Raw genomic sequence first — 24,520 nt, forward strand, 5'->3', positions numbered from 1 at the left:
CGTAAATTTTATTAATAAAGTCCCCAGACACAATTTATGTATCGTCTTATACCGGACTAAATAAAGATCAAAACATAATGGCCCCAACTATAAAAAAGTATTTTATTTATACAATATTTTTGGTATCTCCTATTGCTTTAAGTTTACATGCACAAAGTACAGAAGCCGGTAAAACAGCTTCTTTTACTACAAACTGCAATAAAACTGCGTCAATAGTTTTAAACCAAAATAGTGATATAGCTGATAAACGTATCAGCAAATTAGATGATAATTCTAATCAGTTAATAGCAGGGCTATCCATCCCCAAGGATAGCCTTTCTATAGCGACTGAAACGAACAATCAGTCTACTACAAATTGTCAGGAGAATTCATCGATTACAGCTTCTTATTCTGTTCTTGCAAAGGATATTATTGAGAACTATAAATATGACTTTTCTGAAACATTTATCGACATTCTGTTTTTTGAAGATATAGACTTAGCAAGAACTCGTACTATATGATTCAAAAAACTACTCTGAATTTTTTTAAATGCATTATAATTTTAGCACTTCTTTTTCTTTCAGAAGTAAATTTGTATGCGCAATCATCAATATCTCCTCAACAATTGCCTTTTAAGGATATTTGTGCTGGAGATATTGTTGATGACGCTAAATTCAATGAATATCTAGCGACTTTTTCGTATTTAAATTTTGCGTCAGATGTTACTTTTTCAGTTCAATTGTCTGATGAATTTGGTAGTTTTAGTTCTCCAACTGCTACTACAACACTTGAGGTTATTCCTTTATCAAGTACTGAACAAACAATTAAATTTGCAATCCCCAGAACATTAAAAGGCTCCAATACTTATAGTTTAAGAATAGTAAGTAGTAACGGAATTAATAGTCCAAGAGCACAAAATTTCTCCGGTTCATACTCTTTTTCAGCCTATTATAAAGACTATGTATCTTCGTTTTTAATTAATAAAAATGGAGACACTGCTACTTTCTGTTCTGGAGGGAGTTTTACCTTATCAGTTGATAATCTTACTCCTGAAGTAGAGGGGTCATCACCTGCAAATTATCCGAATATTAAATATAAATGGTATAAAGACGATGTTCTAATCTCAGGACAAAATTTAGCTTCTTTAGTAGTAAATTCGGCGGGTGTTTATTTTGCTGAACTTGATTATGGTGAATGTTCTAGTGTGAATTATAGTTCAAATAGAGTTACTGTTTCTTCTTCAAGTTCAGGTTCTGCTGTAACTATAAATTCAAGTTTAGGCAATCCTTTTTGTGCAAGTGGTGATGGGACTGTTTTAACAGCAACTAGCGGTAATAATTACACCTGGAAAAAAGATGGTGCTCCATATGGTGGTAACACTCGTACTGTAAAAACTAGTGAATCTGGTATTTATACTGTCGAAGTTGATTTTGGTGGGTGTATTGCTACAGGCATAATCGATCTTAAGAGTAATGGTTTTAATGCCAGTATTGATGTTGCAGATACGGTTTCACTTAACGAAGGAGAAACAATAAACGTTACTGTTACTACTGACGCAACAAGTCCGTCTTACGAATGGTATTTAAATAACAATCTTATTAACGGTGCAACGACAAATACCTATCTGGTAGCCGCAGTAGGTAATTATAAAGCTAAAATTTCTCAGGCATCTGGATGTATTGCTACAAAAGAGTTTCTTTTTAAAGTTACCGGACCAGCCCCACCAACAGCGGTAATTCCTAACATAGTAAATTTAAGTGGAAGTTATCCATATTGGAACATCCCTGATGCATATAAAACAGCAACTACCAAGTTGATAATCATAAGTTCAAACGGAGAAATCATGTTTGATGATGTTGGAAGTAATTACGACCCCCAGGTCAATTCGTTTATTAAAGATTTTAAAAATGTAAATCCAGTTTACTACTATGTCATTCAAGCAGACACAGGTGAAAAAAAAGGATCAATAACTGTGATAAAATAATATGAAGAAAATCCTACTATTCATAACTTTATTTTACGGTTTTTCAAATTCACTCTATTCCCAGGAAACTTCTGAGAATGGAGTTGTTTCGTTTTCATTACCTATCAGAAATTCATTAAAGTTTAATAGATATTTAATCAATCCAACATTTAGTTTTGTTCGCGAATCAAACCCTTATGTAAGTTTTTATAACAAAAGACAATGGGTTCAGTTTGATGATGCGCCAAATACTTATTTATTCAATTATTCCGGTCGTTTCAGAGAAAACGAAGCTTTTGCAGTTGGCTTATTTCAGCAAAATTATGGTCTGATGACCGTTTTTGGCGGAGTAGTCAATTTTGCTCATAACATCGTTTTACAGGAAGATAGTAACTTAACATTTGGTTTAAATGCCGGAGTATATCAAAGCGGATTAGACAAGGGAAAAATAGTTTCTGACGACCCAACTATTCTAAACGGTGACTATCCTTCAAATACATTACTTACTGTTAATCCTGGTATCAATTACGGTACTGCACTTCTTGATTTCGGACTATCGGTAAACAATCTTATTCTTTACAATTTCGGTACAGGAGTGGTAAAAGACGATCCGGAAAGAGCGATCGAATTACACGCTATGTATACCGGGTATCTTGATAGTTATGGCTTTTTTGACAGAAGTAAATTTTCAGGTATTGTAAAAACAGAAATTAAAAAAGACAAAACAGTTCTTTCAGGACTTGCCGTGATTGCTATTCCACAGGGAGTATGGGCACAGGCAGGATACAATACATTATACGGAATTTCGGCAGGGCTTGGTGTAAATATTTCACCAAGCATTGCTGTTGAATATAATTACGAAAGAGGAATGGGCAACCTAACTAATTTAGGTGCTTCCCATGAATTTGTAATTGCTTATAAATTCAAAAGTAAAAATTACTATTACGGTGATGATGATGAAGGTTCGCTTATTGATCCTTCAAGACCAAAACCGGTAATGGCTAAAAAATCCACTGCGCCAGTTACAAGAGTTGATGGAGCGGAGAAAGCCAGATTAGCTGCTGAAGCAAAAGCTGTGGCAGATGCTGAAGCAAAACAAGTAAGACTAGCTGCTGCTGAAAAAGCAAAAGCGGATGCTGAGGCGGCAAGAGTAAAATTATTAGCAGATAATAAAGCTAAAGTTGATGCTGCAGAAGCACAAAAATTAAAATTAGCTGCAGATGCTAAAGCGAAAGCCGATGCTGTAGCTGCTGCGAGAGCGCAAACAGCAAATGCGAATAAAGCAGTTTCAACAGAACAAAAGACACAAGCTCAATTGGCGGCCGATAAAGCCAGAGCCGATGCTGAAGCACGCAGAATAAAATTAGCTGCAGATAATAAAGCAAAAGTAGATGCTGCTGCTGCTGCGAGAGCACAAGCATTAACTGCAAGCAAAACAGCAACTGGAGAACAAAAAACAGCGGCACAATTAGCTGCAGACAAATCTAAAGCAGATGCTGAAGCATTAAGATTAAAACTAGCTGCAGACAAATCAAAAGCCGATGCTGAAGCCGCAAAAGCGAAAGCGGCCGCTACTAAGCAAGAGCCACAAAAAACGGCGGCACAATTAGCTGCTGACAAAGCGAAAGCTGATGCTGAAACACTACAGATTAAGTTAGCTGCCGACGCAAAAGCAAAAGCAGATGCTGCAGAAGCGAAAAGAAAAGCGGATATAAAAGCAAAAGCGGAAGCCGCAGATCTTCAATCCATTTTAGCCGCAGATGCAAAAGCAAAAGCAGATTCAGATGCGTATCAGGCAAAATTAGCTGCTGATGCAAAAGCAAAAGCTGCTGCTGATTCAAAAACTAAAGCAAATATTGATGCTGCAAATAAGGCAAAGTTAGCTGCTGATGCGAAAGCAAAAGCTGCTGAAGAAGCTGCTTTAAAAGAAAAATTAGCTGCTGATGCGAAGGCGAAAGCTGATGCAGAAGCAAGACAAGCGTTAATAGCTGCAGAAGCAAAAGCAAAAGCGGATGCCGAAGCATTGAAAATAAAACTAGCTGCTGATGCCAAAGCAAAAGCTGATGCAGAAGCACTACAAGCAAAATTAGCTGCCGATGCAAAAGTGAAGGCCGATGCTGATGCGCTACAAGCAAAACTTGTTGCTGATGCCAAAGCAAAAGCTGACGCAGAAGCATTACAAGCAAAATTAGCTGCCGATGCTAAAGCTAAAGCTGACGCAGAAGCATTACAAGTAAAATTAGCTGCTGATGCTAAAGCAAAAGCGGATGCAGAAGCACAACAAGCAAAATTAGCTGCCGATGCTAAAGCCAAAGCGGATGCAGAAGCATTACAAGCAAAATTAGCTGCCGATGCAAAAGCAAAAGCCGATGCAGAAGCACTACAAGCGAAACTAGTTGCTGACGTGAAAGCGAAAGCTGATATGGAAGCATTGCAGGCAAAATTAATTGCTGATGCAAGAGTTAAGGCAGATGCTGAAGCTACTGCAAAAGCAAAAGCTGAAGCAGAAGCAAAAAAATTACAAGAAGCTGAAGATGCGCGTGTAGCAAAACTTGAAGCTGATGCAAAAGCGAAAGCCGATGCAGAAGCATTACAAGCAAAATTAGCTGCAGATGCAAAAGCAAAAGCTGATGCAGAAGCACTACAGGCAAAATTAGCTGCCGATGCTAAAGCGAAAGCCGATGCAGAAGCATTACAAGCAAAATTAGCGGCGGATGCAAAAGCGAAAGCAGATGCGGAAGCACTAAAAGCGAAATTAGCAGCCGATGCCAAAGCGAAAGCAGATGCAGAAGCATTACAAGCAAAACTTGCAGCTGATGCCAAAGCGAAAGCGGATGCAGAAGCACTACAGGCAAAATTAGCTGCTGATGCCAAAGCGAAAGCAGATGCAGAAGCATTACAAGCGAAACTTGCAGCAGATGCAAAAGCGAAAGCAGATGCAGAAGCTCTTAGAGTAAAACAAGAGGCTGATGCCAAAGCAAAAGTGGAAGAAGAAGCATTACAAGCGAAATTAGCTGCCGATGCTAAAGCGAAAGCAGATGCAGAAGCAGTACAGGCGAAATTAGCTGCTGATGCAAAAGCCAAAGCAGATATGGAAGCTTTACAAGCTAAACTGCTTGCAGACGCTAAAGTAAAAGCGGATGCTGAAGCTACTGCAAAATTGCAAGCTGAAGCGGAAGCGAAGCAATTACAAGTAGCAGAAGAAGCTCGTTTAGCAAAATTAGCTGCTGATGCTAAAGCAAAAGCTGATGCAGAAGCCCTTCAGGCAAAGCTTGCAGCAGATGCTAAAGCCAAAGCGGATGCAGAAGCATTAAAAATAAAACAAGCAGCTGATGCCAAAGCGAAAGCTGAGGAAGATGCTGTAAGAGCTAAACTTGAAGCTGAGGAAAAAGCGAAAGCCGATGCAGACGCACTTCAGTTAAAATTGGCTGCTGATGCCAAAGCGAAAGCTGATGCGGAAGCATTACAAGCCAGACTGGCTGAAGAAGCAGAATTGAAAGCTAAGTTAGCAGCAGATGCAGCAGCAGCAGCAGCAGCGTCAGCTCCAAAAGATGATTCAGCAAAAGAAATCGAGGCTTTATCAAAAGCTATAGATGCAGCAATTACATCACAAAAAGAGCTTTATGCACAGTTTACAACAACAGTGGCCAAAAAGCAAAAAGACCTGGATGATCTTAGAGAAGAAAATGATTTAAGTGAAAAAGGAATCTACAGAGAACCTAAACCGTTTAAAAGTGTTGCTGCAGAAAACAGTCAGTTAGAGGCTTTCAAAGTACAGCTTGCTGATGCAAACAGAACATCAAAAGAGGAGCTTATCAAGCTTACTAATTTATATAACCAAAGATTAAGAAAAGTTCCAAATAAAAATGATGCTTTAAACAAAGCTTATCTTGAAAAGATAAACCAATTGAAAGCGGCTCAATTACAAATGGAACAAGATAGTGCTGCGTTATTGGCGAATTTAGAACGTATCAAAGCGGAAACTGAGATCGAGAAAAAACGTAGAATTAAGCGTGCAGCTTATGAAAATGATGAAGGAAGATACAATCAGGATGTTGCAGCTCTTAAACGTATTAAGGAAAATACAAAAATAAGTAGTACACCATTAACGGCAAGTGATTTTGATTTTGGTGAAGATCAGTCAAATATGCAGATCATCAAGAACATCAAAAATTCTGAAAATGGTTATTATATGATTATTGCAGTTCACAGCAGTGTTGAAAAAAGAGATGAATTCCTGACTAAGGCAGTTGCTGCAGGACGATCAGACGTTAATTTCTTTTACAATATAGCGACAAGTAAATATTATATCTATTACGAGAAATTTGAAGGTTTATCTGAAGCAACTAAGGCATTAGAAGCAAAAGGTAACAAGCCATATAACGGGAAAATGGCCATCGTAAAAGTGGAGAATTAATAGAGTTAAAGTTGGTCCTCTTTTCGGAGGACGTAATAATAATAAATGTTATATAATACGAAGTGTTTTATTCAATAATGCCCCTTAAAGGATAAAATGTAAGTAAACAAAAAAAAGATTATGAGAAAGCCTACTAACCTAAGATTGATTTTATTGACTTTGTTTTTATTACAAAGTTATTTTATGCTAGCACAAAATCATATACCTTTTACTTCAAGGTTTGATACGAGTATTAGAGGAGATATGATGCTTATTGGTAATAGTGTTGTTAATAGAGATAACAATAAGAAAAATGAGTATGCTAACGATGCTTTTATCGGAACTACAGATAATAACTCGGAGAACATGCAATATGTTGATATTGATAATGATCCCGATACTTTTAGCTCAAGTGCTGCAAGTTTAAAGGTGCCGGATGCAAGCAGAGCTTGTTACAAAATTGTGTATGCAGGATTGTATTGGTCAGGTGTTTATACACAAGCTTCTTTAGATAACAAAACGGTAAAGCGAAGTGATTTAGGTGAGGTAAAGTTTAAGCTTGCCAACGAAACAACTTATAATAAAATTACAGGAACGTTAATTTACGATTATTACAATAATACTCCAAAAACAACAAATGGTGATCAAATACCCTATGCTTATTATTATGATGCTACAGACCTGTTAAAAGCTTCAAAAAACCCTGAAGGAGAATATATAGTTGCAAATATTAATGCTGCTCGCGGTAAATTGAGTAATGGAGGGTATGCAGCAGGATGGTCCTTGTTTGTTATTTATGAAGATCCAAACTCAAGCGCAAAATATATTACTGCTTACGATGGATTTAGCTGGATCAAAGCTAATGGTAGTCCTTTGACTTATTCAGTTTCAGGTTTTAAAACCATTCCAACAGGAAATGTAAAAGTAAAATTAGCTTTTTCAGCTTTAGAAGGAGATGCAAATACGCCAGGAGATACTTATTCAGTAAATGGTACACAGGTTTATACTAACGAGCGTAAAAAAGACAATTTCTTTTGTAGTGTTATTAATGATCTTTCGGGAAACAATCTCGCAAGAAGACCAGCAAGTACAAATACACTTGGTTTTGATGCAGGTATTATCAATTTGAATAATACCAATAATGCTATTATTAAAAATGGCGATAAAAAAGCTGATTTACAATTAACGACCAGTGGTGATGGTTATGGTGTTTATTTTAATGCTTTTAACGTAGAAGTTATAGCGCCTCAAATATTTTTAACAAAAATTGTAAAAGACACAGACGGAAAAGATATCGGAGGAAAGAATGTGACACTTGGTCAGCAGCTGCGTTATGAAATTACTATTCAAAATAAGGGTAATGATGATGCAACTTCTTTAGTTATTACGGACCAGTTACCAATAAACGTTATTTTTGATCAGTCAAAAGACTTACTTCCGTTACCAGATGGAATTAGAGTTAAAACACCTTATGATCCTGTTACAAGAAAAATAGTATTTGAGGTAACAGATCCCTTGTTAATTACAAAAAACAATCCTACTGTAAGCACTATTGCTTTTAAAGTTCAGGTTGTTCCTGATTGTCATTCGTTAAGTGAGGCTTGTTCTAATAGTATCGATAACCAGGCCTTTGCTACTTACAAAGGTAAGGAAAACACCAATTTTTCAATCGATGAAACAGATCCGCAAGGAAGTGTTAATTCAACTGAAGGTTGTGCCGTAACACCAAAAGCCACAAACTTTTTAGTAGGTATAGACGGTTGTAAATATACTGAAAATGTAACCTTATGTACAGATAGCGTTGATCTTATTCCAGCAAAAGGATATGAAACGTACACATGGTATAGTGATGCGGCAATGACCAATAAAATTGGCGAAGGAAAACCATTTAATGTGACTAAAGAAGGAACATATTATGTGTATAACTTAGCAGCAGCACCATGTAGATCTATCTCACAATCTTTTGTGGTAACTCGTTTTAAAAGTACAAGTCCAAATCCTGTGCTACCTTTCGCAAGTGAAACTGTAACTTGTGCCGATAACGGTAAACCGTTTCCAAACATTTATTTGTGTGGTGGTAATGCTAAAAAAGAAATAAAAACAAATATCACAGATGCATCCAATATAGTATGGGAGCGTTTCGTTGAAGGTAGCTGTACCGTAGCAACGGGTAAAAACTGTCCGAATGAAGCATTGGCAAGTACTGGAAACCCAAGTGAACTTTGTAAATGGGAGCAAGTAGGAACAGGATCTGATTATACTGCAAGTGAAAAAGGAAAATACAGATTAACGGTTACCTATAAAGGTGGAGTTTGTTTCAATCGTTTTTATTTTGATGTTTATAAAAATCCTTTAACTCCAACAGAAAAGCACACCGATATTATTTGTTCAACAAATGGTAGTATTACAGTTGAAGGTGTTCCAAGCGGATATGAGTATGCAATCAGCACAGATCCAAATGGAGCTATCGGAGCATATCAGCCAACTAATGTATTTCCAATAAGTACTCCTGGTTCTTATACTGTGCATGTTAGGCAGACTATTGTAACTGATTTCCCATGTGATTTTACAGTTGAAAACATTCTTATAAGAAAAAGAGATATTGATGTTAAGACAGTGATAACACAACCTCTTTGTGCAGGTGCTAAGGGTAGTGTTGACGTTGCTGCAAATAATGTGCAACCAAATTATACTTTTGTAATCAAGCAAGGTAATACCACAATTCAAAGTGTTGGACCAGTTTCTAAAAATACTACAAAATTCGATTTACTTGAGGGCGATTATGTACTTACCGTAACGACAGCTGATGGCTGTACCTATTCAAGTGATATAAATATAGACGCACCTGATCCACTTACCGCAACTTATGACGTAAAATCACTGACAGCTTGTTCAGATGGAGAAATTACAATAAACCCTAAAGGTGGTACAAAACCTTATTTTTACTCTATAAATGGGCAGCCATATGTTTCTTCTGATGATAAAATTATAGTTAAAAGTCCAGGTGGTAGCTATAGCATTATAGTTGCTGACAGTAATGACTGTACCTATACAATTCCAACATTTTCTGTAAATCCTATTGCTAAACCAACAGTTACTATAAATTCAAAAAATTTAAATTGTTACAATGCTAAAGAAGGAGAAATTTCGATTACAGTTACTCCTGCAGATTCTGGTTATACCGTTTCTTATAGTGTCGCTGGAGTTGCCGGCGGTGCATATACATCTTTACCAACAACAGGTTTAGTTGCCGGGGATTATAAGGTTACAGTAAAATATACAATAAACGGAGTAGAATGTACTGATCCGGAAAAAATTATTAAGATTACAGGGCCTGGAGCTACGCTAACTGCTTCTGCTGGTGTTGCTGAATTGTCAGGTTGCGGCCCGACAGGGAATACTAAACAAGGAATGGTTAGAATTACCAATCCTCAGGGAGGTGTACCTTTTCCTGCACCAGATTTATACCGATATAGTTTTGACGGAGGAGATACTTATATTAAAGATAATTTTGCCTACATAAACCCAAGCAAAACACCTATTACATTATATATTAAAGATGCTGCTGGGTGTGTTTTTCCGATGTCAGGTATTATTTTAGACGAAAAACCGGCTGATCCTATATTTAGTGATCCTGTTTTAACTTATAATTGTAAAGGAGAAGGGACAGCTACAGTAACGGTTAATGCCGATGCAAGTTCAAATTATAGCTATTCTTACTATTTAGGGAAACCGGATCCTGCAAATCCTTCTAATTATATTTATACTTTAAATACAAATTCTCCGGCTTATATCTTTAAAGATATTCCTGTTGGAGATTATAAAATTAAAGTAGAGTACAATTTAGTATCTGTTCCAACTTTTAGTAATTTACTAAAAGAGGATTTTGGAAGCGGACCTCCAACGACAGCTCCTGGAATTGCTGCGGCATATTGCTTCAATGACCAAAGAGTTAATCCACCTTATCTATGTAAATTCCCTGATGGAACACCAAGTCAATCTGTAGAAGATAATGCCTACTCCGTTGCTAGTTTTTTCTGGAGAGGAGATGATAAACTGTCAAATAATAGTGGCGCATGGTTCCACTTTAAAGATCATACTACAAACCCTAATAACTTAGATAACACGGGAGACCCTGATGGTAGATATTTATTAGTAAATGTTGGTAATGCTGCTGGGAAATATGGTATTTTATACAGTAAACCAATTGCAGATGTTATACCTAATCAAGACGTTATTGTTGACTTTTACGTAGGAAATTTATTAATGCCTTCTTATGATAGTGCTGCTCCAATTATTAGAATTGAATTAATTGATTCTAAAGGTAATGTAGTAGCGAGAGATGATACAGGAGAAATTGCGCCTGGCTTAAATCATCCTGATAGAAAAAAATGGGTTCCGATTAGTATTAAACTAAATCCTGGAGCGAACACCAATTTAACTTTTGTGATACGTTCGGGAAGTGAAGTATTTAATGGAAACGATTTAGTGATTGACGATGTTTGGGTACGTCAGTTGCCAAAATCATGTTTAGCTGATAAAATATTAAATCTTAAAGTAGAAGATAAAAAGGCATTTACAGCTAAAGTTGATAACATAAACGGAGTTAAATGTAAAGGTGATACAAATGGTTCTTTCAACATTGTAGTTGAAAATTTTGACACTACAAATGGATTCTTTTATACATTAAACGGATCTGCGAATCCAATTGTTTGGCAAAATTCTAAAGTTTCTCCTGTACCAGTAATTGACAGGGCAGAAGGGACATATGATATTCGTGTTCGTTATGCTGACGATGCTGCATCTTGTAATTTTACTATTAAGCCTAAAGTTACTGCACCACAAGCTTTTATTGTAAATGCTATTGCTACGACAGCAACTTGTAAGGTTGGTGCAACGGTTACTGCATCAGCAGTTGGTGGAACTGGTGCTAACACTTTAACAATTAAAGATAAAAATTCACCGTTTACTAAAACATTCCCAAGTGATGGTATCTTAAAAGATATTCCTCCAGGAACCTATACTGTATCTGGAGTTGATGCAAACGGATGTCAGGATGCCAGAGATTCTGATTTGATTATCGATAAACCGGAAAACCCTACTGCAGAAGTAGTTAAAGACGCAGGTTTATGTTTTGGTACAAATGCTAAAATCACTGTAAAAATTACAGGTGGAGTAGGTAAATACACGTATCAGGTAAGTACAAACGGAGGTGTTACATATAGTAATCCTAGTGCACCTTTTGATGGGCCTACATTTACCTATATCGCAACGGCATCTGGTATTACATATGACTTTTTAATTACGGACAGCAATAATTGTGAGGCTGCTGCGGTAAGTCAAAAAATTGATAAAGCAATAACAGCTAAAGCGGATATTACTGCTCCATTAACTTGTAAATCTGGAAATGCTGCAAATGCAACTATTGAAGTTACGATTGATGGAGGAACAAGTCCTTATACTTATACTGTTAAAAATAAAGCAACAAATACTGTTTTATTTACAAGTGGATCCATTACAGGACCAAAATTCACTTATTCTGCAGCAACAGCAGCAACTTATGTTTTTGATATTAAAGATGCAAACGACTGTTCTTTCCCTGTAGAAAAAACAGTTAGTACAAAAGCGGAACCAACGGCAACGTATAAAGTAGAAAACGTTACTTGTTTTGGTGCAGCTAATGGCTATATTGATATTACAGCAGGTAATGGTACTACGCTATTTACATATCAGTTTAATGGTACTGGTCCTTTTACAGGTACAACTCATTACGGTCCTTTAGCAGGATCTGTTGCAGGAATTGAATATTCATTTATTGTAAAAGATGCTACACAATGTACTAAGGAATACAAATTCAAAGTTTATCAGCCGACAGACATTACGGCTTCGGCTTCGATTACGACTCCATACACTTGTGAGACCAAAGCAACTATTACAGCATCAGCATCTGGTGGAAATGGAGGCTTTACTTATGTATTAAAAAATGGAACGACAACTGTAGCTACAAATACAGATGGTATATTTCCAAATTTAATTGCAGCAGGAACCTATACAGTTGAAATTACGGATAGCGAAGACTGTTCTAAAACAGTTTCTGCTGGAACAATTGTAGCATTGAATTCTCCGGCAGGAATGACACTTACTCCTGGTGCAGTTACTTGTCCAAGTAATACAGCGAGCGTAACAATCACAAATGTTGTGAATGCTGCGGGAGTTGCAGTACCAACAGCAGGTCTTGAATACAGAATTAAATCTCCTACACCTCCTGGTACAACTACGTATCAAACCAGCAATCAATTTAATGGTTTAGCTGCAGGAAAGACGTACACTTTTGAAGTAAGAGATGCTAAAAAATGCGTTTACGAAAAAGACCTTGAGATAAAAGCGTTGGCGACTATTGTCGTAACAGAAAAATCTAAAATCAGCATTTCATGTTTAGGTTCAACCGATGGAAGTGCAATCTTCACGGTTTCAGGAATGGGTAACAATGTTGCTTACTCTTATAAAGTTGATGCATTAGCTACAGTAACAGGCTTAACTTCTCCTGCAATTGGAACTACATTTGATATTTCGGTGCCTAACTTAGGTACTGGAACACATACTATAGTAGTAACCAATACAGCTACCACTTGTTCTGATTCAGAACCTGTTACAATTGCTGCGCCAACTGCAGTATTGAAATTAAATCCTACAGATGTAACACATGTTACTTGTGATGAAAAAGGAACAGCAACTATTAACGCAATTGGTGGTTGGGGATCTTTTACCTATACGGTAAAACCTGCAACAGGAGCAGCGATTGTTCAGACAACTAAATTGTTTGAAAATTTAGAAGCGGGAGATTATACTTTTACTGTTGAAGATTTAAGAGGCTGTAAAGTTGATGGAACTTTTACAATTAACGATAAAGTTTATCCGGTTGCTGATATAGATGCTACTGCAACTGATTTATGTGCGGGATCAACAGGAGGAGCAACAATTAGAGTAACTCCAAACATTAAAACTAATTATGTGTACAGCATTAATGGCAGTACAACTACTCAAAATAACGGAACTTTTACAGGATTAATTCCTGGTGATTATATTGTTACTGTAAAAGATCTTTCTACAGGATGTTCTATTGATTTAGCGAAACAAATAGTTGCTAAACCAGTAGTAGTTTCGCAGCATAAAATAACTAAAATCTTAGATTGTAGTTCTAGTACAGATGCTACTATTGAAGTTACAATCGCTGACGGATATCCGGATTATAAATACAGAGTAAACATTAACAGTGCAGGCTTTCCAACTACTTACACAGCAGTGGGAGTAGGAGTAAAAACATTTACTTATCCGGCTAGTGTATCTGGTTCTTACGTGTTTGAAATTTTAGACAGTAAAGGATGTATAACAGGTTTCACTGAAACGATTGCACCAAAAGTAACACCTGCTTTTACAACAGTTGTAGAACATGTTAAATGTTTTGGAGAAGCTACTGGAAAAATTACGGTTAAGGCTACTCCAGTTTCCGGAACTTATGAATACAGTAAGGATAATGGAAGTAACTGGCAACCATCTAATGAATTTACAGGTTTAATAAAAGGTTCTTACTCTATAGTAGTTAGAGATACTAAGACAAAATGTACTTTTAGCAAATCAGTCTCAGTTAACGGTCCATCTGTTAAATTGGCTGCTTCAGCTCTTGTAACAATTAAATTATCTTGTGGAACTAATAATGTAGCGCAAGCTGCAACTATTACAGTTACGGCTAGTGGTGGAACTGCTTTTTCAGGAACAGATAAATACAGGTATACCTATACACAAGGGGCTACAGTTGTTGGTCCAATAACTTCTAAAACTTTTTCAACAGACCAGTCAGGATTGGTAGATATTGTTGTTACAGATGCAAATGGTTGTACTGTTTCTACTTCAGTGACAGTAGTGGCATTAGACCCTCCTGGACCTTTAGCTTTTTCAGCTCCGGCTATTACTTGTGATGCGACAAAATTAAGAACTGATTTAAAAGTGGATGTTACCGGTGGTACATTCCCATTAAAATATGAAATTACAAGTCATACAGCTGCAGCTCCACCCACAGGAACTTTAGTTGCTATAAATCAAAATTCTAATACTTATACTTTTACAGGTTTACTTCCTGGAACATATTACGTTAAAATTACCGATGCTAATGGTTGTATTAAAACAGGTGAGTATACTATAGCTCCTGTGGATCCAATTCAGGAATCAGGTTCAATCACTAAGAATGTTTCTTGTAAAGATTTAGCAGACGGAAAACTTGAATTCACAATTTCTGGTAACACTAACGGAACGAATGGTTATTCTTATAACTTAACAGGTGCCGTTTCCGGATTAATTACGACAGGTATTTCAAAAGTTGGAGATGTTATAACATACTCAGGCTTAAAAGGAGATTCATATACTTTTACTGTAACAAATAATCTTACAACATGTAAAGATTCTGAAACTATAGTACTTGATAATCCTACTGCTGTTACTATTGTAAGTGCAAGTGGGCCAAAGGTTTTCTGTAGCAGAAATAACAGTGTGATTACAGTAGACGCTACTGGTGGAACAGGAACATTATATTACGCTGTTGTAAAATTGGGAGCAGCTGCACCAACTTACCCGGCAGGATATACTACTGATAACAAATTTGACAAAAATACAGTTGCTGATGGCCTTGATTATGTTGCATACGTAAGAGATGCTAATGGCTGTCCAATAACAAAAGATGTTCATATTACAAGAGACGCTGTTCCAACAGTTGATCCAATAGCGACTACTTGTTATACAGGCGGAAATCTTACTATTATCATGTCTGGAACTGTTTTTGCTGGTTCAGCAAAACAATATGGAGTAGATGGTAATTACAGTTCGAACGCAAGTAAAACGATCAGTGGACCAGGCACATATAAATTAACGGTTAAGGATGATAATGGTTGTATATCTGCTGCTTTTGATTTAGTTATAACAAACCAATTAAAATTAACAGTTACTCCAAATAAAGATGTAACATGTACGGTAATTCCACCATTTACTACTGTAAATGCACAAGTGACTTTGTCAGCAGCTGGTGGTAACAGTACATACACTTATGAGGTTAAAAACGGCTTAGGAGGAACTTATACAGCTTTATTACCTGCGGGTACTAATGTGTTCACCACTTCAACGCCTGGAAATTATTACTTTAAAGTAAAATCTGCGGGATGTGAAGAGGAATCGACTGTTTCATTTACAGTAACGGCTCCAATTGCTCCAACACCGACAGCAGTAGCGACTGGTACATTATGTACAGCTTCTGCAGAAGGAACTATTCAAATTAGTGTAACTGGTGGAACTCCGCCATTTACTTACACAATTGATAACTGGGCTACAAGCAATGATACTGGTTACTTTTCAGGTCTTACTGGAGCAGTAGGAGGAGGTAAAGGTTATACGTACCAGGTTCGTGACGCTAAAGGTTGTTTGAAATCAGGTGTTGCACAAGCTTTTGTAGTATCGCCAGATCCTGTCGCTTTTGAAACTGAACAAGAAAATATTGAATGTGATAAAACAGGAGGTACAGGTTCAAATCTTGGGTCGATTACAGTTAAAAATGTTACAGGAGGTACAGGATCATATGTATACCATATTAGTAATAATTTTGGTTACTCAGATACTTTTAATGCACCAACTGGTTCATCTCATAAATTTGATATCATTGATTTTGGAATTTATACGGTAGAAGTTAGAGACGCAAATAGCTGTCCGGCATCTAAAGAAATTACTATGGCTTCTCCTCCGGAGGATTTAGATATAGATATTGCTACAACACCGTCAAACTGTACCACTGGAGGAACCGCAGTTGTTACTGTTAAGGTTGTTATTCCTAGTGCAGATTATGAGTTTGCTATTTTGGAGTTTAATACTTCACCATATTCACTTAACTTTTCTGGTCCGGACGTTGTAGGCGGAACGGTTAAAACATTTAATAATTTAATACCAGGTGTAACTTATACGTTTGTGGTACATGATAAGGCAACGCAATGCTACTTCTTAAAATCGGCAAACGGTCCTATTCCTGCAGCATCGGCACTAGTTGGCCCTGCTACAGCAACAAATGTTACTTGTAGTGGTGCCAATAATGGAAGCGTATCATTTACGGTTTCTAAATGGTTAGCAACTACAACTGATGTAGCATATCAAATTTTTAGAGAACAGGATAATTTACCAATTATGGCCGCTCCGGTTAAAGTTAATGTTGCTGGTACTACAACTCCATTTACAAGAACTTATCCGGCGACTTTACCTGGAACTTTGGCTCCGGGAAGATATTATATTGCTTATACTGAATATAATGGCGTTGTTAAAGGCTGTCAGGCTTCTTCAGGTACATTTGAAATCAAACAATCATCAACTCCTTTAAAAGTAGTTGCTTCATCACTTAAAAATGACAACTGTAAACCAAATGCAGGTATTGTTACCTCTCAGGCATCTGGTGGAGCAGGATCATACTTATACCAAATAGTGATAGATAATGGTGCAATTGGTTTTGGCGCTGGAGATACAAAACCATCAGCGGTTTCATTCTTATCTACTTACACTTCAAATACATTTAATGTTAACTCAGGAAATTATCTTGTGTGGGCAAAAGATGCTTATGGATGTATTGAATGGGCACCAGTTCAGATTGCTTTAGACCCAAGTCCGGTATTTGCTTTAAGTATTGATGATAAATGTGCTAAAGAAGGTGATTTTTCAGTAACAGTAAGTCAGATTACTGCAGGTATTCCACCATATTACATTAAGGTAAATTCTGGTAATTACCAACCAATTACTACTCCGTTACCATATAAAATTACAGGATTAAATTCTGGTCCTGTAGATGTAACAGTTAGAGATGCTAATAATTGTGAAACACCATTAATGCAGGCTCCAATCACACCTACACCTACAGCAACAGCTAAGGTGACTAAAGTGTTAAACTGTTCTCCTGGTACTACTATTGTAAATGCTACCATTACGGTTTCAATTCAAAAGGGAACATTACCTTATGCTAAATACGAAGTTAAAAAAGGAAGTGCTGCTTATGCGGTTATTACGCCTGCAACTACTGTACTTGCTGGTGTAACAACATTTACATACTCAGTTGCGGCTGCGAATGCTGATGTATACAAATTTAGAATTACAGATGCAAATGGATGTCAAATAGAAACCACTGAGGTTACTGTTGACCCAATTAAACCAATCATAGTTTCATCTTTAGATGTTCAACCAAAATGTTTTGGAGGAACAGGTTCTGTTGAGTTAGTTGCAAGTGGTGGTCAGGGACCTTATACTTATAAGTTTAATACCTCTGCATTTACTTCAAAAACTATATACCCAGCTGCTGCAGGTGCTTATACTTATGTAGTAAAAGATGCACTAGGTTGTGAACAATCAGGTTCAGGAACTTTATTACAGCCTTCAGCATTGGCTTTGGTTGCACCAATTATTACGCCGCTACAATGTGGTACTGGTAATGTGGCACAATCTGCAATGGTTGTTTTAGGGGCGACTGGCGGTACAAAAGACTATTTATATAGCTTTAAAGGAAGTGCTTTTACAAAGAAAACTACTTATACTGTTGATGATACTAAAAATGATCAGACTATTTCATATACCATTCAGGATGCTAATGGCTGTTCAGTTAGTAGCTCGGTTACTATCTTGAAACTAGTACCTCCTACAAATTTCACAATTAAGCAAGGAGCGGTAATCACTTGTACAACATTAAATACAAGCGCTACTATTTCAGCTGTAATAGGTGGTATTGGTACGAAAACGTATCAAATGATTTCTCCAGCATTCTCAGATCAGGGAACGAATGCAACATTTACAGGCTTATTGCCAGATGTTGATTACGTATTCCAGGTAACAGATGCTAATAAATGTACGGTTCAAAAACCATTTAGAATTGCTAATGTTATCAATATTAAAGCAGTAGAGCAGTATACTACAGGTATTACATGTTCAACTGCGACAGATGGAAAAGCAAGTTTCCTTGTATCTGGTTTTGCCGGTTCATACCGTTATACACTTGATGGTGTGGCGTTTGCAGGTCCTTTTACAAGTTCAACAATTAATTTAACTGGATTAGCAAAAGGAGCTCATACAATTCAAATATTTGATAATGTAACGAATTGCTTTACGCCTATAATAACATTTAATATTAAAGCTCCGGCTTCAGCATTAATTTTAGCAACACCGGTTGTTACGCCATTAGGCTGTACAACTTCTGGTGCTGTAACGTTGACTGCTACCGGTGGATGGGGTGATTATACTTACTCACTAACACAGCCAAATGGAACTATTTTAACTAATACAGATGGTGTTTTTGAAAATCTTACACAAACAGGACCATACACTGTTTCAGTAAAAGATTCGAATAATTGTACTGTAGCGGTAGCAGCTGCATTTACTTTGGTAACTGCTCCTAAACCGGTAGCAACAATTGATGCAACATCAGAATATTGTTATTACAATACAAATTCTACGACGTTGGTAGTAACTGCAACAAAAGCAGTTCCATATCCGGTAACGTTCGAATATTCGATCAATAATGGTCAGTCATGGCAATCGACAAATACATTCCCTAATTTAACTCCAGGCGCCTATTCAGTTATGGTGAGAGATAATTTCGGTTGTGTTTCGACTGCAGTAAGTACTACAATTAATGGACGTCTTTTTGCTTCGGCAGAAAACAAAAAAGACATTTATTGTACAGGTACTCTTAACGGAACAATTAGAGTAAGTGCCCTTGGAGGTTACCCAGATTATAGCTATACTGTTAAAATCGGTACGGGTCCGGTATCTGGTAAAATTGCATTTGCACCTGGTGCTACTTATGTAGATTACAGTGTGAACGCTGCAACTCCTGGAACTTACCAGTTTGTAGTATATGATTCAAAAGATTGTTCGTATCCAGTACCTGCTGTTATAATGACAGCTCCAACTCCGGTTGTATATACTGCAGATCCGACATCGCCATATTGTTCTCCTTCACAAGGAAACGTAAACAATGGTTCGATCTTATTTACATTAGCGCCATCAAATAATAACCCTGATTATAAGTACTCAATTCAGCGTACTATACCAGCGGGAGGTGTTCTAATTACTCAGGATACACCATTATTTACTAATTTGTCTGCGGGTACTTATGCAGTAAACGTGACATCAGGAAGAAATTGTGGTGCTCCAACTACGGTGGTTATTGATAGTCCATCATTAGTAGTGGCTAGCGCTTCTGCAAGTCCATTTACATGTTCAAGCCCTGCAAATACTTTAAATGCAACTGTAGTTACCGTAACTGGTGCTGGCGGTGCAGGTACAGGTGCATTGGGTGATTACACTTATAGTGAAAATGGAACAGTTTGGGAAACAACAAATACATTTAATGTGATTGATAACGGATCTGCGCAAAACTTGACTTATTATGTTAAAGATGCTAACGGATGTATTGATGATGTTAAAGTACCAATTAGTCCTTTCCCAAGATTAATTTCTGCAAAAACAGCTTTAGTTACTAAAGCAGCTTGTAATAATGCTGGTGAAGTTATCAGAGTAACTATTGCAGGAGGATCGGTTCCTTATAATTTTGAATATCAGGTTTCAGTTGATGGCGCTGCCTATAGTACAACTGTAACTCCTGTGGCTGCCGGAACAAATACGTTCGATTATACAGCTACAGTACCTGGACAACTTTATCAGTTTAAAATAACAGATAAAACAACAGGATGTTTCATTATTTCTGATGCATACAAAGTGCCATTGTTCAATATAGCAGAAGTTGTGGCTACTGCTTCTTCAATGGTAAAATGTTTTGGAAGTAACGAAGGAAAAATTTCAATTAATATTACAGATTACAAAGGTCCATATACTTACCAAATTTTAAATGGTGGTGTTGCCATACCGGGTGCTTCCGGAACAGGAAATTCTAACACGGTTAATCCGTTTACAATTCCTTTTGATTTGGTTGAAGGTAAAGCTTATACAGTGAGTATTACTGAAACAGCTTACCCATTCTGTACTATAGTTTCAGGTAATGTTATCATTACACAACCTCCGGTATTAGATTTATCTGCTTTGGTAATTACGAACGTAAACCAAAACTGTAAAACTACGGGTGCGGTATTAACAATTGACGAAACGACTATTATTGGCGGAACTCCTGATTATACGTATGCTTTTGTTCCTGCGGGAACGACTCCAACAGCTGGAGATTATCAGGACGAGTATACTAAAACAATTGCGACGACAAAAATAGCTCCGGCTTTTGATGCCTGGGATGTTTATGTAAAAGATGCAAACGGATGTTTCCAACATGTTACGGTAAATATTTCATTAGACCCAATGCCGGCAATTACAAATGTTAGCGTTGCTAGTCAATGTTATAGTACAGTCGGATACAGAATAGACGTTGCTGCAACGGGTGTAGCTCCTTTACAATATAGTTTAGATGGAGTAGAATTCCAGGATGATAATTTCTTTATAGTTTCTTCTCCTGGAGATTACACAGTAACGGTGAGAGATAAAAACAAGTGTGAAGTTAAAGCAACTGCTCCTGTTAAAATTTTAGAGCCATTAACATTACTTGCTGAGGTTACTAAAACACCAACGTGTACAACTGCTGATGGAACAGTTACCTTAACTGCTGGCGGCGGAACAGTTGCTCCTGTGAGTTATGTTTATACGAGAGATAACTGGACAACAACTAGTGTGTCTCCAATATTTAATGGTTTAGCTCCTGGTATTTATATCTTTAAGGTAAGAGATACTGGAACAACATCATCTTGTGAAAAAGATGTTACTGTTATAATTGAAGATCCAAGACCTGTAACAGGAATTGTGGCAACACCATCACCTGTATCTTGTAATGGAGGAACAGACGGAAGTATTGCTGTAACTTTAACAGGTACAAATGATAATCCTATTTACATGTACAGTCTTGCTGGACCTGTAAACAGAGTGGCTCAGGAATCACCAATTTTCAATGACTTACCTTTCGGTACTTATACTGTAACGGTAACTTCAGGAAAAGGATGTTCTAACACAGCAACTGCTGTAGTAGCGCAACCAAACCCTATTGCGGTTGTTACACCAACAGTTACTCAATATCTATGTAATACTGGAACTAATACGCCATTAAGCGCAACTATTACAGTGGCTCCTGGCTCTGTAACAGGTGGTTCTAACAATTATCTTATCTACGAATTTATCAGAGATGGTAAAACAGTTCAAAAAGATGATAGAAATACTTACACTGAAGTTGATAATTTAGGTGGAAGTTATGTGGTAAATGTATTTGATACTAACAACTGTCAAGGTTCATCAGTTGCGGTTACAATTAATCCATATGTAGGTATAGCTGATCTTGATCTTGACGTTACACCTATTAATTGTAAAGATGGTGAGTCAGTTCAGGTTACGGCAATCGCTACAAGCGGAACATTGCCAACCTTAACTTACACAATTGAAGGAATTACTCCTACTGTATATCCACTTACATCTAGTCCAACAGGATTATTTACAGGATTACAAATTGGTAGTTATAAAATTATTGTAACAAACACTGTAACGGGATGTAGTGTTGAAAGATTCCACACGGTTAATAATCCAAATACTTTTGATATAGTAGCTTCAGATGTGATTAACATAACATGTTTTAATGCAGCTAACGGAAGTATTACATTAACATTAGTAGATGAAATTAAACCAGCAGACAACGCGGGTATATTTGATTATGTAATTACAGATCAATTAGGTAACATACGCAGTGGACGTTCAACATCTGTTGAATTAAAACTTGCAAATCTTACTGCCGGTAAGTATTCTGTAGTTGCCAATTTGGTTAATTCACCATATTGTGAGGTTACAACCGAGTTCACGATTGAAGGACCGGATACAGAATTAGAAATTAAAGCTGTTAAAAAAGAAATTACTTGTGTATCAGGTAATGATGATGGAGAAATCCGTATAAGTGCTCAAGGCGGATGGTTTGGCGATTATCTATATAAATTAGATGGTCCGATGACAGTAGATTTTTCTACTCAAAACATATTCACAGGATTAAAAGCTGGATTGTACACAGTTTCTGTTAAAGATGCTGGTGGTTGTATTGATACTGATCAGGTTAGATTAGTAGTTCCAACACCAATAACGGTTACAGCTTCAGCAGACAAAACATTATTATTATGTAATGGAGATTTGGGCGCGACTATAACAGTAACTGCGGTTACAGGTGGAGAGGGTAGTAATTATTTATATACTTTAAATACTACTTCAGTTACTCCTGTAAGATCTTCAGGACCTCAGTCTGCATCTTCATTTGCTGGTTTAGGTGTAGGAACTTATACGGTAACTGTAACTGATGGATACAATTGTAGTGGAGAATCAGCTCCTATAACAATTACGGAACCTTCTGAAGTTAAACCAAGTTTAGTAGAGTCTAGAAAAAGAACATGTCTTACAGATACTGAACTTACGTTAAGTGCTATTGGTGGTACGCCTCCATACACTTATAGTAGTGATAACTTTACATATTCAACAGCTCCATTTACAAGTTCTGTTTCGTTTGATGTTGCTCCGGGTTCATACAAATATTATGTGAAGGATGCTAATGGATGTGTTGATTTTGTTTCTAATGAAATCACAATAAAAGCTATTGAACCATTATTGGCTAATTTAGATATAACAAATGCTGTAGTATTATGTCGTGAAGATCCAAGTGGAGTAATTGTTGCAAGTGCTTCAGGCGGATTAGGAAACTATCAATACATCTTGCAAGATGGTGCTGGAAACGTGCTAAAAGGACCACAGTCAGAAGGTAGATTTGATGATCTTTTAGCTGGTGATTATAAGGTAGTTGTTAAAAGTGGCGATTGTGAAACTGTACCTGAGTCTGTTACGATTGATCAGCCGAAAGAAGTATTCTCAGCTGAATTTATCCCAACTGCAGTTAAATGTTTTGGTGGAAATGATGGACAGATTGAAGTAATCGGTAAAGGCGGAACAGGAAGTTATAAATACTCTATTTCACCAAGAAACGATCAATACTTCGACAGCAACATTTTTGAGAAATTAAAAGCTGGTTTCTACACAGTGATAGCAACTGATGAGCATGGGTGCTTTGATAGTGAAGTAGTTGAGATAAAACAACCTGACGCACCACTTTCAGTTGTTGAAACGCCTGGAATGACAATGCCTGAACAGTGTGTTGGAGATCTTAATGGTGCATTTACAATTGACTTGGCAGGTGGTACACCACCATACATGATTAGTTTAGACGATATTAATGGTGCTTATCAATTGGTTAACGGAACACAACATACATTTCCAAATCTTGCAGGAGGTATACACACAGTGTTCGTAAAAGATAACGGAAACTGCCCTCAGGAATTAGACGTTGATGTACCGATGCCGGTAGACATGAAGCCAATTGCTAAAGTTGATTATGGTTGTGAAACCAATACTGTAACTGTATCAATCGATCCTAACGTTGCGGACGCAGATGTTGACTATATTCTTGATGATCCAAAAGGAACTACTTATCAGTTTGAAAAGGAATTTAAAGATGTTGCCCCTGGAACGCATATAATATATGCCAGACATAGCAATGGTTGCATTCAGCCAACACAAAGTTTCGATATCGAAAGCTTTGATAAACTGACTATGAATATAATTTCAGCGGGAGTTACAGAAATGAACGTTATTGAAGTTCAGGGTGTAGGAGGTAAAAAAGATTATTTGTACAGTTTCAACGGTGAACCATTTACATCATCCAATAAATACAATGTCTACAAATCTGGTATCTATCAGGTTATTGTTAGAGATCAAAACGGATGTGAATTCGAGTTGCCGGTTCCTATGAAATATGTAGATGTTTGTCTTGATAATTACTTTACTCCTGGTGGTGCAACAAATACATCGTGGGGTCCTGGCTGTACAAACATTTATACAAATTTAATATTCTCAATTTTCGATAGATACGGACGTGAGATTGCTAAATATCGCTATGGTCAAAAATGGGATGGAAAATACAATGGAGAGGAATTACCTTCTGGTGATTACTGGTATGTTCTTAAACTAAATGACGAGAAAGATGCAAGAGAGTTTGTTGGACATTTCACTTTATACAGATAACAAAATAATGCCCCCTATAATGT

General features: G+C 36.9%; 4 protein-coding genes. All 4 read left to right on the forward strand.

What is annotated here, in order from left to right; all coding sequences use genetic code 11:
* Positions 1 to 77 precede the first annotated feature (77 nt).
* The 4 genes from IRZ99_RS06350 (at position 78) to IRZ99_RS06365 (ending at position 24,497) form a co-directional block, all read left to right on the forward strand.
* Complete coding sequence (locus tag IRZ99_RS06350; RefSeq protein ID WP_194656452.1) at positions 78 to 500, forward strand: hypothetical protein; 423 nt, start codon at positions 78 to 80, stop codon at positions 498 to 500.
* On the forward strand, positions 497 to 1,963 hold the full coding sequence (sprC, locus tag IRZ99_RS06355) for a gliding motility protein SprC (protein ID WP_194656453.1): 1,467 nt from the start codon (positions 497 to 499) through the stop codon (positions 1,961 to 1,963). Before IRZ99_RS06350 ends, sprC begins: the two co-directional genes overlap by 4 nt.
* 1 nt (position 1,964) lies before the next feature.
* On the forward strand, positions 1,965 to 6,359 hold the full coding sequence (locus IRZ99_RS06360; protein WP_194656454.1) for a type IX secretion system membrane protein PorP/SprF: 4,395 nt from the start codon (positions 1,965 to 1,967) through the stop codon (positions 6,357 to 6,359).
* Positions 6,360 to 6,479: 120 nt separating this feature from the next.
* Complete coding sequence (locus tag IRZ99_RS06365) at positions 6,480 to 24,497, forward strand: T9SS type B sorting domain-containing protein (protein ID WP_194656455.1); 18,018 nt, start codon at positions 6,480 to 6,482, stop codon at positions 24,495 to 24,497.
* Positions 24,498 to 24,520: the final 23 nt, after the last annotated feature.

Source organism: Flavobacterium sp. LC2016-12 (assembly GCF_015351595.1).
Lineage (GTDB): Bacteria > Bacteroidota > Bacteroidia > Flavobacteriales > Flavobacteriaceae > Flavobacterium.